Consider the following 14,374-nt stretch of genomic DNA (forward strand, 5'->3'; position numbering starts at 1 on the left):
CCAATGTGCACCACGGTTAGCCAACGTGCACCCAGGGCCGGTTGGTCACATCCGGTTCGGCTTCCCGCAGGATTTCCCGCGTGACCGGGGCGATTTCGCCTTCGCCGAAGACCAGGAAACGCAGCAGGTTGTTGATCGGGTTGCCCTCCGTCCAGCGGAAGTAGACGTGCGGCATCAGCCCGGTGATGTCGCGGATGTGCAGCAGCACCGAGGCGATGGTGTTGGGCACCACGGGGCCATGGACTTCAAGAATGTCGTACCCGTGGCGGCTCACCCCGTGAACCTCCAATTCTGTCTCGAAGTCGGATGAGTCATCCACCACGACTTCCAGGAACAGGGGCACCTCGTCGGCCGGCAGGTTATTGACCACGCGGGCGGCCGCCAGCTTTTTGCGGTAGGCCTCCGCGTCCAGCCGTTTGGGTTCATGCGCGATGAACAAGAGCGGCCCGGTGTCGGACTGCGCGATCAGCTCTACCGCACGCTCGTCGAAATGGACGTGCGTTGCGTGCAGCTCGAACGAGCGTTTGGTCCGCGAGATGAACGAGATGACAACGATACCCAAAATGAACAGCGACGCGATGCGGATACCTTCGGGCCGTTCAACGATGTTGGCTGCCGTGGTGTAGACGAAAGCCACCGTGACGGTCCCGAAACCCCAGGCGAGCCGCCGCTGACCTCGCGACCGTGCCGAGAGCGTGACAGCCGCGGCTGCGGACGTTATCAGGACCAGCACACCGGTGGCATAGGCGCCGCCCTGAGCATCGACGTCGGCGTCAAAGACCACCGTAACCAGGAAAGCGATGGCGCAGAACACCAGCACCAGCGGGCGGGAGGCTTTCGTCCAGCCAGGCGCCATGCCATAGCGCGGCAGGTACCGAGGCACCACGTTGAGCAGCCCGGCCATCGCCGAGGCCCCCGCGAACCACAGGATGGTGATGGTGCTGGCGTCGTACAGCGACCCAAAGACCGGGCCCATCAGCTCGTGCGCCAGGTACGCCAATGCCCGCCCGTTTGCTGCTCCCCCGGGCTGGAATTCCTGCGCCGGAATCAGCAGGATGGTGACAAAGCTGCTGGAGATCAGGAACCCGCTCATGATCAGCGCCGCCGTGGTCAGCAGCCGCTGGGTCCCGCGGATCCTGCCCGCCAGCTGCTCTTGGGCGCCCCGGCCGTTTCCGCGAATCTGCGGCATGACGGCGACCCCGGTCTCGAAACCGGACAGGCCCAAGGCAAGCTTGGGGAATACCAGCACAACGACGGCGGCGATCAGCAGCGGATTGCCGTGCGACGTGGTCAGCACCTGCCACCAATCCCCTATCACCAGAGGATGAGTCAGCACGTCAACCAGGCATACGGCCACCAGCACTGCGTTCAGCGCCAGATAGGCGGCGACCACGACGACGGCAACTCCGATGGCTTCCCGGAACCCGCGGAGAAACACCGCGGTCAAAGCGCCCAGCAGAACCAGCGTGATCGCCACGTTCTGGCCGGCGAGCCAATGCGGCAGCAAGGGATTCTCGATCAGGTGGGCGGTGGCGTCCGCGGCGGACAACGTCATGGTGATCATGAAGTCCGTGGCCACGAACCCCAACAGCGCCAGCACCAGCAGCTTTCCCCGCCAGCGCGGCAACAGCCGTTCCAGCATGGCAATGGAACCGGAACCGTGCGGGCTTTCCTCCGCCACCCGGCGGTAAACCGGCAGCGCGCCGCACAGGGTGACGAGGACCACCAGCATGGTAGCCAGCGGAGAGACGGCGCCGGCTGCCAGCGCAGCAATAGCCGGCTGGTAGCCCAGCGTGGAAAAGTAGTCCACGCCGGTCAGACACATCACCTTTGCCCACGCGTGACCGTGTTCCTGCGGATCCACAGTCCCATGCGGTCCCAACTTCACCCCGGTGGCCGGCAGGTCGTGCAGCATCCACCCGCGCAGCCGCACCCCCATCGGAGCCCGTGGGGCTGACGGATCGAACGGAGGCAAACTCAAGGTGGTCATCGAACGCCTTTCAACACGGTCCACTTTCTAGGACCCGTTGTCACGGTAAACGCGATGGGGCCGGCCGCACGCAGTCTTAACGGCTTCTTAATACCGCGGCGGAGACGTTATTCTCCCCCATGGCCCGGCTCCCTAATGCGTCGGTGGAGGACTAAAGTTTTGCCATGGGAACGCCGTGGGATCCCGCACTTCCAGGCGTGCTGCGGCTGCCGTCGGGCCGGCTGGTGCGCGGACGGGCTTTGCTCAAGCCGATGCCGGCGGGCCCCCCGCCGGAGTTCGCCCTCTACCTCAAGCACGGGCGGCCGTTGCCCACCGAATGGGAACAACGCTGGGTGCACTGGCGCGACCTTCGGCTGCCGGATGATTTCCACGACGCCGCAGCAGCGTTCCGCGAGGCATGGCTGCGGGCACTGGATGAGCGGGTGGAGGTGGCCTGTTTCGGCGGCCGCGGGCGGACCGGCACTGCTTTGGCCTGCATGGCCATCCTCGACGGCGTCCCGCGGGCCGAAGCCGTCGAGTACGTCAGGGCGCGTTACCGGCCTGGCGCCGTCGAAACACCGTGGCAGCGGCGGTTCGTGCGCAGCTTTCCTCAGCCCAGTACGCTGCGGTAGACGTCCAGGGTCTTGTCGGCGATCGAGTCCCAGGAGAAGTGCTCCTCGGCGCGCCGGCGGCCGGCCTCGCCCTGTTGGCGCGCTGTGGCCGGGTCGGCCAGGGTCTGGCTCAAAGCCGCGGCGAAGTCACGCACGAACTGTTCCTCGTCCAGCGGGGTTCCGGTCCCGTCGTCCATCTGTGCCAACGGAACCAACGTGCCGGTGACACCGTCGTCGACCACCTCCGGGATGCCGCCGGTGGCGCTGGCCACTACCGGCGCTCCGCAGGCCATCGCCTCCAGGTTGACGATGCCCAACGGCTCGTAGATGGACGGGCAGGCGAAGACGGTCGCATGGCTGAGCACCTGGATCAGTCCAGCGCGCGGGAGCATCCGTTCGATCACCACGACGCCGTTGCGGGTTTCGCGCAGGCCGGCGATCAGCGCGTTGACCTTGGCCGCCAGTTCGGGGGTGTCGGCGGCGCCGGCGCAGAGCACCAACTGCACTTCCGGCGGCAGCAGTGCAGCGGCGCGCAGCAGGTACGGCACGCCCTTTTGCCGGGTGATCCGCCCCACGAAGACCACGCTGGGCCGGCCCGGGTCGATGCCCAAGGCACGCACGGCGTCGTCGTTGAGATCCGGTTTCCACTGCTCTACATCCACGCCGTTGTGGACCACGTGCACCCGGCCGGGATCCACGTCCGGGTAGCAGCGCAGGATGTCCTTGCGCATCCCGGCCGACACCGCGATGACGGCGGCCGCTGCTTCGTAGGCGGTGCGCTCCACCCAGGAGGAGAGCCGGTAGCCGCCGCCCAACTGCTCCGCCTTCCACGGGCGCAACGGTTCGAGTGAATGGGCGCTCAGGACGTGCGGGACATGGTGCAGCAGCGAGCCCAGATGCCCGGCCATATTGGCATACCAGGTGTGGGAATGGATCAGTTCCGCGCCCGCGAAGCCATCCAGCATCTGCAGGTCGACGCCGAGCGTCTGCACGGCCGGGTTGGATTCCTTCAGCCCGGCAGGAACCGCATAACTTCGCACGGTGGCGCCATGGAAGTCGGACGGCCGCTCAGCCCCGAAGGCATGCACGTGCAGGTCCAGCCGTCCGGCCAGCACCCGGCTGAGTTCGGCCACATGCACACCGGCCCCGCCGTAGATCTCCGGTGGGAATTCTTTTGTCACAATGTCTACGCGCACGCAACCTAACGTAGTGCACGCGCGAGGCTTCCTCTAGTGTGAGGTGAAAGGGGGATGTCACGTTTCGGCCTGGAAAGGGCCGTGGCGACTGCGAAGGGGGAAAATCATGCCACAGAAAAAGGTCCTGGCCGTTGTACTCGCCGGCGGCGAGGGAAAGCGGCTCATGCCGCTCACTGCGGATCGGGCGAAACCGGCGGTGCCGTTTGCCGGCAGCTACCGTTTGATCGACTTTGCGCTGTCCAACCTGGTGAATTCCGGCTACCGGCAGATCGTGGTGCTGACCCAGTACAAATCGCACAGCCTGGACCGGCACATTTCGGAGACCTGGCGGATGGCCGCGCAGCTGGGCAACTACGTGGCCTCGGTCCCGGCCCAGCAACGGCGCGGCAAGAGCTGGTTCCTGGGCAGCGCCAACGCGATCTACCAGTCCCTGAACCTGATCCACGATGCCAAGCCGGACATTGTCGTCGTGGTTGGCGCCGACCACGTCTACCGGATGGACTTCTCCCAGATGGTGGAAGATCACATCGCTTCCGGCGCGGCCGCCAGCGTGGCCGCGGTACGCCAACCGCTCTCGCTGGCCAACCAGTTCGGTGTGATCGAGTCGGAACCCGATACACCCACCAAGATCCGTGCCTTCGTCGAGAAGCCCGCGACCACTCCCGGGCTGGCCGATGATCCGCACAGTTTCCTGGCGTCGATGGGAAACTACGTCTTCAACACCGATGCCCTGCTGCGGGCGTTGGAGGCCGACGCCGAGCGGCTGGACACCGACCACGACATGGGCGGCGACATCATCCCCTACTTCGTGGAACGCGGCGAGGCGGCGGTCTACGATTTCACCGCCAACGCCATTCCCGGCGCCACCGGGGCCGACCAGCAGTACTGGCGCGACGTCGGCACGCTTGATTCCTACTACGAGGCACACATGGACCTGATCAGTCCGCTGCCTGCCTTCAACCTGTACAACCTGCAGTGGCCGATTTACACGCGGCAGTCGGTCTCGCCCCCGGCCAAGCTGGTCCGCGGGATCAGCGGCGCTGCCGGCACTGCCCACGACTCCCTTTTGTCGCAGGGCGTGGTGGTTTCGGGGGCCGAGGTCAGCGAATCCGTGCTGTCCACCGACGTCTTCGTCGCCGAGGGCGCCCAGGTCCGCGGCAGTGTGCTGATGGACAATGTGACCGTGGGCGAAGGCGCCGTAGTACGGAGAGCCATCGTGGACAAAAACGTGCACATCCCGGCCGGGGCCACCATCGGCGTTGATCCGGAGTTGGACCGCGCCCGCGGCTTCACGGTGACGGATTCCGGCTTGACGGTATTGAGCAAAGACGAACGCGTGCTGCTCACGGTGCCGACCGAAGCCGAATCTACACACAAGCCTGCAGGCTTGTAAGCGGATCCACAAAACGTAAGCCTTGTGACCCCGAAACAGCCGCCGGAAACCGCTCAAGCACCGACGCCTCCCCCGAAGCAGCCAGCTGTCTCCGGGTCCCGTATCGAACGGTGGATGCGCCGTGCAGGGCCGGGACTTTTGCTGGCGGCGACGGCCGTCCTCGTGTCCTTCGGCCTGCACTCGCTGGTGCCGGCAGTCCCGGTGATGAGCTTCGCCGTCGTGCTGGGAATTCTGGCAGCCAATGTCCCGCCGTCAGCCGGGTGGACCGGTGGCGCGGGGCGGCCCGGTCTTGCCTTCTGCGGCCGGACGCTGATGCGCGCCGGGATTGTGCTGCTCGGGGCCCGGCTGGCGCTGTCGGATCTGGCAGAGCTGGGCTGGTTCGCGCTGCTGCTGGTGGTCTTGGTGCTGCTGCTCGCGTTTGCCGGAACCTACCTGCTGGCGCGATGGCACCGCCTGCCCGGGGACCAACCGGTGTTGTTGGCCGCCGGATTCGCCATTTGCGGGGCTTCGGCGATCGGCGCCGTCGCCGCCGCGCGCGGCAGCCGCGGTCAGGACAGCCTGATGCCCGTCGCCCTGGTCACGCTGTGTGGCACGCTGGCCATCGGGGTGCTGCCGGCTGTCATGGCCGTCACCGGCATGCCGGCGGAAGTCTTCGGCTTCTGGACCGGAGCGTCAGTGCACGACGTAGGACAGGTTGTGGCCACGGCGCAAAGCGCAGGCACCGCGGCGCTGACCATCGCCGTCGTCGTGAAACTGGCGCGCGTGGTGATGCTCGCGCCGCTGGCGGCCGCCGTCGCGGTACACCGGCGCCATACGACCAAAGCGCCCCACACCGAGGACGTCGGTTCGGCAGGTAAACAACCCCCGGTGGTGCCGCTGTTCATCCTCGGTTTCCTGGCGTTGGTGCTGCTGCGCAGTATGGGATGGCTGCCGCAGTCTGTGCTGGACGGCACGGCCCTCGTGCAGGAGATCTTGCTGGCCGCTGCCCTGTTCGGGCTGGGGTCGGCCGTCCGGTTCCGGGAACTGCTCCGTTCCTCGCTGCCGGCGATCTCCACCGCGCTGCTGTCCTGGCTGCTGATCGCCGGGCTGGGGCTCGGCGCAGCCTGGCTGGCCATGGCCGCCGGCTGACGCGCTCCACCGCGCGAGCACTCGCACGGCGCGGTTGTCCCGACCGGGGGCTGGCCCACGGGGCACCTCCCCCAGCCGGGCCCCGCATGGTTAAATGGGCCGGATGACAAACCAGAACCTCAGCCGCGACGAAGCGGCGGCCCGACCCGCCATCCTGCGGGTGGAAAGCTATGAGGTCTCGCTGGACCTGCGCGGCGCCGAGGACCAGGACGCACCGGGCTTCATCTCCAAAACCGTCATCACCTTCAGCTGCAGTGAGCCGGGCTCAACCGTGTTCGCGGACTTCATCCACGGCGGCGTCCACTCCGTGCTGCTCAACGGGCTTGCGCTGGATCCGGCCGAGGTGGTGGACGGCTCGCGCATTCTGCTGCCCGGGCTGGAAGCTCAGAACCAGGCCACCATCACGGGCACCGCACTGTACAGCAACAGTGGCGAAGGCCTGCATCGATTCGTTGACCCTGCTGACGGGAAAACCTACCTCTACACCCAGTACGAGCCGGCCGACGCCCGGCGGGTCTTCGCCAACTTCGAACAGCCCGATCTGAAGGCCTCTTTCTCCTTCCATATCGCCGCGCCCGACGGCTGGACCGTCGCCTCGAACGCCGCGGTGGCCTCGACCGAGCCGCTGGCTTCCACGCCCGGGCACTCGGTCCGCCGCTTCCACCCGACCCAACGCATCTCCACCTACATCACCACCGTGCTGGCCGGCCCGTACCATGTGGCCACGGACAACTGGCAGCGCACGCTGCCCGACGGCGGTGAACTGCAGGTGCCGCTGGGCGCCTACTGCCGTGCCTCGCTGGCCGGCTCCTTCGACCCGGAGCAGATCTTCGCCGTCACCAAGGCCGGGCTCGATTTCTTCCACGTCCTCTTCGACTACCCGTACCCGTTCGGCAAGTACGAGCAGGCCTTCGTCCCCGAGTACAACCTCGGCGCGATGGAGAATCCCGGCCTGGTCACCTTCACCGAGGCCTACGTTTTCTCCTCCCGTGCCACTGATGCGCAATACCAGGCACGGGCCAACACCATCCTGCACGAGATGGCGCACATGTGGTTCGGTGACCTGGTCACCATGAAGTGGTGGGACGACCTCTGGCTGAAGGAATCGTTCGCCGACTACATGGGTGCTCTCGCCTCGGCCGAGGCCACGCGGTGGAGCAACGCGTGGATCACCTTCGCCAACCGGCGCAAGGGCTGGGCGTATGTGCAGGACCAATTGCCCACCACCCACCCCATCGTCGCCGACATCCGCGACCTGGAAGCCGCCAAACAGAACTTCGACGGCATCACCTACGCCAAGGGCGCCTCGGTGCTCAAACAGCTGGTGGCCTATGCCGGCTTCGACTCGTTCATCGGTGCCTCGCGCCGCTATTTCCGCGAGCACGCCTACGGCAACACCTCGCTGGCCGACTTCCTCACCGCCCTGAGCGCGGCCTCCGGCCGGGACATGGAGCACTGGGCGCACCAGTGGCTGCAGACTGCCGGCATCTCCACCCTGGCACTGGATCTTAAGCACGACGGCGCGGCGATCACCGCTGCGGCCATCGTCCAGGACGCGGTGGATCCGGTGACGGACGAAGCGGCGCACCGCCCGCACCGCCTGCGGCTGGGGTTCTACAACCCCGATCCGTCCGGCCGGATGCTCCGCACCGACCAACTGGAACTGGACGTGGCCGGTCCGCGCACGGACCTTCCGGAACTGCTCGGCCGGGAACTGCCCGCACTGCTGCTGATCAACGACGACGACCTGACCTACGCCAAGGTGGTGTTCGACCAGCGCTCACTGCAGACGGTGCTGTCTTCGCTGGACCAACTGATCGATCCGCTGGCCCGCGCGCTCTGCTGGTCCAGCCTCTGGAACATGACGCGCGACGGGCTGCTCCCGGCCGCAGAGTATGTGGAGGCCGTGCAGCGGTTCGCCCCCGCCGAAACCGAGAACAGTGTGCTGCAGGTGGTTTTGGACTGCGCCAAAACAGCCATGGACCGGTACGCACCGGCAGCCCGCCGCCCGGCACTGGCGACAGCGTTCGTCGCTGCTGCACGGCGGCAGGTCGAATCTGCGGATCCGGGCAGCGACCAGCAACTGACCTGGGCAAGATCGCTGGCCGCGGTGGCCCGTACTGAGGATAGCCAGGCCCCGTTCCTGCGCGATCTAGTGCTGGGCAACCTGGCTGTTGCCGGCCTCGCCGTGGACACGGATCTGCGGTGGCGGTTCTGGCAGGCGCTGGCCGCCACCGGCCACGCTGGCGTGGCTGAACTCGATGCGGCCCTGGAAGGTGACCGCACCGTTGCCGCACGAGCAGGCCACTTGGCTGCTTTGACGGCCCGGCCGGTACCCGAGGTGAAGGCGGAAGCGTGGCGCACGGCCGTGCATACCGATTCGCTATCCAACCAGCTCCTGGACGCCACGATCGACGGGTTCTGCCAGGGGCCACCTGACCTGCTCGACGAGTACGTGGACCCCTACTTCGCGGAACTCGTCCGGATCTGGTCGTCCAAGAGCATTGAGATCGCGGCCCGACTGGTCCGCGGGCTCTACCCCGGCGGACAGGATCTGGCCGAAGGCCAGGCACCTGCCGAGCACCCCGCAGTCGTCCGCACCGACGCCTGGCTGGACGGCAACCGCGATGCACCGGCCGCGCTGCGCCGCATCGTCATCGAACAGCGCGACCACTTGATCCGCGCCCTCCGCGCCCAGCAGGTGGGCAGCACCACGGAGGGCCCGAGCTAAACCGCCGGCTGAAGGCCGGTCAGTTCCCCGCACCCCTGCGTTGCACTACACTGACAACTTCCGCAGGACCCGGTCTGGCTTGGTTTTCCGGGCTTTGGTGGCAGGAGGATCAATGCCCAAGCTGCGTGTCCACAATTTTGCTGTTTCCCTGGACGGCTATGCCGCCGGTCGCCACCAGTCCCTGGAAAACCCGTTGGGTGTGGGCGGCGAACAGCTGCACGAGTGGATGTTCCAGACCGAGGCCGGCAAACGGATGATCGGTGAAAGCGGCGGTTCAACAGGCCCTGACAACGACTTTCTGCTCGCCGGCGAGCGCGGGATCGGAGCCACCATCATGGGTCGGAACATGTTCGCACCGGCTCGCCGCGACCAGGAGTCCTCGGAGTGGAAGGGCTGGTGGGGCGATGACCCACCCTTCCACCACCCGGTCTTCGTGCTGACCCACCACGCACAACCGCCGATCAGCATGGCCGGCGGGACCGTCTTCCATTTCGTCGACGACGGGATCGAATCCGCGCTGCGGCAAGCCACCGCCGCTGCCAACGGGCAGGACGTCCGGCTCGGCGGCGGAGCGGCCACGGTCAATCAGTACCTGCGCGCCGGTCTGGTGGACGAATTGCATCTGGCCATCGTTCCGGTCCTGCTGGGCGGCGGCGAGCGGCTCTTCGAGGATCTCGATGCACCGGCCCTGGGTTATGCATGCGTTCAATCAGTCGCTTCCCCCACTGTGGCGCACGCACTTCTGGCCAAGAAGGCGCGATAACCACGCAGATGGGCGGGCACTACCGGCCGAAGACGGGCAGGGCCAACGGCCACCCGCCACCGGCCGCCCGCTATGGCACGCGGTGCAGCCACTCGTCCTTGCTGAACTTGGTGTCCACGAGTTCGCGGGCCATGGCCAGCTCCTCGTCGGAGAAGCCGCTGTCAGCGGCGGCATAGCGGTCCTTGAACGTCCGGATCATCACGTCGATGATCTCTTCCCGGCTCAGGCCGGTCTGCCGCCGCAGCGGATCAACGCGCTTCTTGGCGCTGGTAATGCCCTTGTCGGAAATTTTCTCCTTGCCGATCCGCAGCACGTCGGTCATCTTGTCCGCGTCGATGTCGTAGGACATCGTCACATGATGGAGCATTCCGCCATTGGCCAACCGCTTCTGTGCAGCGCCGCCGATCTTGCCCTCCGGCGTCGCAATGTCGTTGAGCGGCTGGTAGAACGCCTTGATGCCCACCTTTTCCAGCGAAGCCATGACCCATGCATCGAGGTACGCGTAGGAGGCTTCAAAGCTCTGCCCGTCCACCAGGGTCTGCGGGAGGTACAGCGAGTAGGTGATGGCGTTCCCCCGCTCCATGAACATCGCCCCGCCGCCGCTGATTCGGCGCACCACGGTGATGCCGTGGCGTTCGGCTCCATCCGGATCCACCTCGTTCCGCACCGACTGGAAGCTGCCGATCACCACCGAGGGCGTCTCCCACTCCCAGAACCGCAGCGTCGGCGGCCGTTTCCCGGCGCCCACTTGGCGGGTCAGCACCTCGTCCATCGCCACATGCATGTGCGTGGGCAGCGGAGTGGGCGGAATAACCTGCCACTTGTGGTCCAGCCACCCGGTGGCCTTGTTCAGGGCCCGGCGCACGGCAACGGCAATGGCATCTGCGGAAAAGCCAAACATCTGGGCGTCGGGCCGCAACGCCGCAGTGATGGCTGCAGCATAGTGGGCGTGGCTGCTTTCAGTGCTCATGCCGTCCAGCGCCGTGTTGATGTCGGCCAGGGCTTCGTCGGGTTCCAGGAAGAAGTCCCCGCTGACCGACGGATGGACGATCTTGTGGTCCATCACGTCAAAATCGACAACAACAAGCTTGCCGCCCTGGACCTTGTACTCTCCGTGGCGATGGTCGGACATTCACGCTCTCCTTGCTCAGGTCGGCCAGGTTGCCGCCGTCGGTTCGGCTGGCGGTGGTTGAAGGCCACCACAGTCTTATCACGGCGCCGGGCCCCACCGGACGTTGGCCCTGCCGGCGTCGGGCCTCCGCTCGCGCTGCCCGCTCGACAACCTACCCAGCATTCTCCCAGCTGTTGCCGGGGCTGTGCCCAGACGCTTCCGGTAGTGTCAAAGACACCTCATCACGGTGCGAGTGAAAAAGAGGGGCCGGACGTGCCCGGTCCAAGCGCCGGCGGGTAGTGGAGAGACTCCCCCCAACCTCCATTACCTGCCGGCGCTGTTTCATGCCTTCTTGGCGCCCTTCTTGTCGCTCTGGCCGTCAACCAGCTTGAGCCCGATGACGCAGCCGATGATGCCCGCAACGAACAGCAGCTTGAGCACACTCGCCGGCTCTCCGCCAAATAGCATGGAGTAGCCTACGGTGAGCGCCGCCCCCGTTCCGGTCCAGACAGCGTAGGCGGTACCCAGGGAGATACCGCGCATGGCATAGCCCAAACCCAACATGCTCAGGGTCACGGCCACGAAGAACACGACCGTAGGCAGCGGCTGGCTAAAGCCCTCCGACAGGCTCAACGCAGTGGCCCACACTGCTTCCAAAACGGCGCTGACCAACAAAACAATCCAATGCATGGTGAGCCCCCCGTTAGCCGATCGCCTTGAGGCCGACCACGCAACCGATGATGCCCAACAGCAGAAGGACCCGGATCAGGGAGGCTTTCTCGGCCCCGATGACCATGGCCACGGCGGCCGTCAGCACTGCACCGATGCCAACCCACACCGCATAGGCGGTTCCCACCGGGATGGCGGTCATGGCGTAGGCCAGGCCGGCCATGCTCAACGCCATGGCCACCACAAAAACGATGGACGGCCACAGCCGGCGGAAGTTCTTGGATGCGCCCAGTGCCGTGGCCCACACAGCTTCCAGGACACCGGACAGGATGAGAATGACCCATTCCACGATTGAAATCCTCTGGCCAGTCTTGTCGCGCACCGGGTACTGAACCGTCGTCCGGAGACCTAAGAATGAGGTCTTGATTCCAAAACTAGCAAAGCACGACGTCGATGCGCAGCTTTGGTGGCGGGCCTCACCAGCGCGCCGGTCGGGTTCGGGTTGCGTGGAGGATCGGGTGGAGGATCACTCGTTGATGGCTTCGACGCCTTGCCGCTTGAGTTCTTCGAGATGGTTTCGCATGTTCTGCAGTGCCTCGGGCGGATGCGGTTCCCACCCGATGACCTCTTCGATGATGCGCAGCGGTTCCCTGGTGCGGTAGGACCGTGTGGGGTTGCCCGGGAAGCGCTGGTCTGTCAGGTTCGGGTCGTTTTCAAACGGGCCGGTGGGTTCCACCCGGTAGATTCTTCCCGGGCCCTCCCCTACTCCGAGTTCGGCTCCCCACGTCGCAGCGTCCAAGGTGGCGGTGAGGTAGACGAAGTTCGCCTTCGTCCGCTCCCCATAGTTCGAGCTGAAGCCCGGCTCCAGCAGGTCGCCCGGCGCCAAATCAGCTTTCGTACCGTGGTAGAAAGGGCCGGGGTCGCCGGCCTCGGCCGGTATCGGTTCATTGTCCATTCGCCATCTCCTCGCTGTGTGCCCACTGTAGTCGGCAGACTGCGCGCTATCACGTCACCGCGACCGATCATCGCTGCCCAGCAGCCCGGCAACGAGGGCGTCGATGACATCGTCGGTGGACGAGTCAGGGTCCAGCTCAGTGGTGAGGCGGTCGAGCAGAAAGCCTTCCACCGCATAGTAAAAGAGCGCGACCTCCCGACGACCGCCGGGAAGCCCGGCCGCGGCGTGGAGCGCGACGTCGCCCTCGAAGGCTGCCTTGCGCCATTCCGCCAAAACTGCTGCAACGGCTGGGCGGCGGGAGCCTTCCAGCCGGAGCTCGAACAGCGCGAGCGTGACCTCCCGTTCCGCAGTAAGCCGGCGCAGCATTGCGCGCAGGTAGTCGGCGAACAGCTCGCGGCTTGGCGGTGCGGCCGCGAGGCGTTCGAGGTCCTTCGGATCGGGAACCAGCCGCTCGCCCATGCGGTGGACGAGGCCGGCGATCAAGCCATCGCGGCTGCGGAAATAATTCGAGGCGGTCCCGACCGGGACGCCTGCTGCTTCGTCGACCGCGCGGTGCGTTAATCCGCGCGCACCGTCGCGAGCGAGAACGGCCAAGCCTGCGTCGGCGAGCAGTCGTCTCCGCTGCTCATTCTTTGCCATGCCCCATCGTATCGGCACGACCAATCCGGTCTGCTGTCCAGGACCTGCACTGTTCGATCTGCGGATGCACGGGAAGTGCCACCCGTCACGGACCGTCCTGCGGGAAGGCCACGCCTTCGCCGACCACCCGCAGGCAGAGCTCTGTCCCAGGCTTGGTGATGGAAGCGTTCCAGTGCCGGATGGTGATCACCTCGCCGCCGCCCGGGTACCGGTGCCCGTTGCCGGACGCGGCGCGATGGGCCGCATTACTCTCGGCCAGCTTAATCCGGACAGTGGTTTCCGGACCGAAGTAATCGGTGTCCACGACGACGCCTCGGATAGGGCCGTCCGGCGCGATGCGGATCTGCTCCGGGCGGAGCATGAGCTGGACCTTGCCCTGCGCCGGCGGCCGGCGGACCGGGACTCCGCCCAGCGAGCAGGTGGCCAGGGAACCCTCCATCCATGCATCCAGGATCACCGCGTCGCCCAGGAACTCGGCCGTGGCGCGGTCGGCCGGCCGCGTGTAGACCACGAAGGGGTTGCCGATCTGCGCCAGCCTCCCGCCGCGCATGATCGCCACCTGATCCGCAAAGGAGAGCGCTTCGGCTTGGTCGTGGGTCACCAAGATGGTGGTTACGCCGGCTTCACTGAGCACCTTGGCGACGGCGCGGCGGGTGGCCACCCGGAGTCCGGCGTCCAGTGCCGAGAACGGCTCATCCAAAAGCATCAGTTCGGGCTTCCGGGCCAGTGCGCGCGCCAAGGCAACGCGCTGTTGCTGGCCGCCGGACAATTGGTGTGGTCGCCGTTTCGCCATCGCGGCGTCCAGGGACACCATCTCGAGCAGTTCCTTGACCCTTGCGTCCACGGCCCGTCGGCCGCCGTCGAGCTTTTTTCCGGCGTTGAGACCGAAAGCGATGTTCTGTCCCACGGTCAGATGCGGAAAGAGCGCCCCGTCCTGCGCGACGTAACCGACATGCCGCTTGTGTGCGGGAATCCAGACACCGTCCCCGGCAACCGGTGAGCCGCTGAGACTGATGCAGCCGGTGTCCGGATGTTCAAAGCCGGCAATCAGCCGCAGCAGCGTGGTCTTGCCTGACCCCGAAGGACCCACGATCGCCGTGGTTCCGCCTTTGGCTACAGAAAGATCGACGCCCTTGAGCACCGACTGGGAGCCGAAGTTTTTGGTGACGTCGGAGATCTCCAGATGCGTGTTCGTGGTTGGCGCCACGG

At 66.2% G+C, this 14,374-nt stretch carries 13 protein-coding genes and 1 riboswitch; of the genes, 5 read left to right on the forward strand and 8 right to left on the reverse strand.

Annotation, left to right across the window (positions count from 1 at the left end):
* Positions 1 to 16 precede the first annotated feature (16 nt).
* Positions 17 to 1,990 (reverse strand): APC family permease, encoded by a 1,974-nt coding sequence (locus AC5RW2_RS05020; protein ID WP_493962037.1) that lies wholly within the window; start codon positions 1,988 to 1,990, stop codon positions 17 to 19.
* Between the two features lie 164 nt (positions 1,991 to 2,154).
* Here AC5RW2_RS05020 and AC5RW2_RS05025 point away from each other — a divergent pair, with 164 nt between their 5' ends.
* The gene (locus tag AC5RW2_RS05025; protein WP_493962036.1) at positions 2,155 to 2,601 is read left to right on the forward strand and encodes a protein-tyrosine phosphatase family protein; all 447 of its coding nucleotides are present in this window, start codon (positions 2,155 to 2,157) and stop codon (positions 2,599 to 2,601) included.
* Here AC5RW2_RS05025 and glgA read toward each other — a convergent pair.
* Complete coding sequence (glgA, locus tag AC5RW2_RS05030; RefSeq protein WP_493962035.1) at positions 2,580 to 3,776, reverse strand: glycogen synthase; 1,197 nt, start codon at positions 3,774 to 3,776, stop codon at positions 2,580 to 2,582. The two genes, AC5RW2_RS05025 and glgA, sit on opposite strands and share 22 nt — an antisense overlap.
* A gap of 106 nt (positions 3,777 to 3,882) precedes the next feature.
* Here glgA and glgC point away from each other — a divergent pair, with 106 nt between their 5' ends.
* The 4 genes from glgC to AC5RW2_RS05050 all read left to right on the forward strand — a co-directional run bounded on the left by glgC (position 3,883) and on the right by AC5RW2_RS05050 (position 9,791).
* Entirely contained in the window at positions 3,883 to 5,169 is a 1,287-nt protein-coding gene (glgC, locus tag AC5RW2_RS05035; RefSeq protein ID WP_493962034.1) for a glucose-1-phosphate adenylyltransferase, read from the forward strand.
* Positions 5,170 to 5,283: 114 nt separating this feature from the next.
* Entirely contained in the window at positions 5,284 to 6,297 is a 1,014-nt protein-coding gene (locus AC5RW2_RS05040; RefSeq protein ID WP_493962033.1) for a YeiH family protein, read from the forward strand.
* A 103-nt stretch (positions 6,298 to 6,400) separates the two neighbouring features.
* Positions 6,401 to 9,028 (forward strand): aminopeptidase N, encoded by a 2,628-nt coding sequence (gene pepN / locus AC5RW2_RS05045; protein ID WP_493962032.1) that lies wholly within the window; start codon positions 6,401 to 6,403, stop codon positions 9,026 to 9,028.
* Between the two features lie 112 nt (positions 9,029 to 9,140).
* A complete protein-coding gene (locus AC5RW2_RS05050; protein WP_493962031.1) occupies positions 9,141 to 9,791 on the forward strand; it encodes a dihydrofolate reductase family protein in 651 nt (216 codons plus the stop codon).
* A 70-nt stretch (positions 9,792 to 9,861) separates the two neighbouring features.
* Here the strand turns inward: AC5RW2_RS05050 and lplAB are convergent, their stop codons facing one another.
* From lplAB to AC5RW2_RS05080, 6 genes are all read right to left on the reverse strand, one after another.
* Positions 9,862 to 10,923 carry a lipoate-protein ligase LplAB gene (gene lplAB, locus AC5RW2_RS05055; protein ID WP_493962030.1) on the reverse strand — a complete coding sequence of 354 codons (1,062 nt, stop codon included), beginning with the start codon at positions 10,921 to 10,923 and terminating at the stop codon, positions 9,862 to 9,864.
* Positions 10,924 to 11,244: 321 nt separating this feature from the next.
* Positions 11,245 to 11,592 carry a DMT family transporter gene (locus AC5RW2_RS05060; RefSeq protein ID WP_493962029.1) on the reverse strand — a complete coding sequence of 116 codons (348 nt, stop codon included), beginning with the start codon at positions 11,590 to 11,592 and terminating at the stop codon, positions 11,245 to 11,247.
* Positions 11,593 to 11,605: 13 nt separating this feature from the next.
* A complete protein-coding gene (locus AC5RW2_RS05065) occupies positions 11,606 to 11,920 on the reverse strand; it encodes a DMT family transporter (protein ID WP_493950448.1) in 315 nt (104 codons plus the stop codon).
* 11 nt (positions 11,921 to 11,931) lie between these two features.
* Positions 11,932 to 11,997, reverse strand: a riboswitch (guanidine-III (ykkC-III) riboswitch).
* A 100-nt stretch (positions 11,998 to 12,097) separates the two neighbouring features.
* Complete coding sequence (arr, locus tag AC5RW2_RS05070; RefSeq protein WP_493950447.1) at positions 12,098 to 12,526, reverse strand: NAD(+)--rifampin ADP-ribosyltransferase; 429 nt, start codon at positions 12,524 to 12,526, stop codon at positions 12,098 to 12,100.
* Positions 12,527 to 12,580: 54 nt separating this feature from the next.
* Entirely contained in the window at positions 12,581 to 13,165 is a 585-nt protein-coding gene (locus AC5RW2_RS05075) for a TetR/AcrR family transcriptional regulator (protein ID WP_493962028.1), read from the reverse strand.
* A gap of 85 nt (positions 13,166 to 13,250) precedes the next feature.
* Entirely contained in the window at positions 13,251 to 14,372 is a 1,122-nt protein-coding gene (locus AC5RW2_RS05080) for an ABC transporter ATP-binding protein (RefSeq protein ID WP_493962027.1), read from the reverse strand.
* Positions 14,373 to 14,374 lie beyond the last annotated feature (2 nt).

Source organism: Arthrobacter sp. B0316-1-20, from assembly GCF_059091865.1.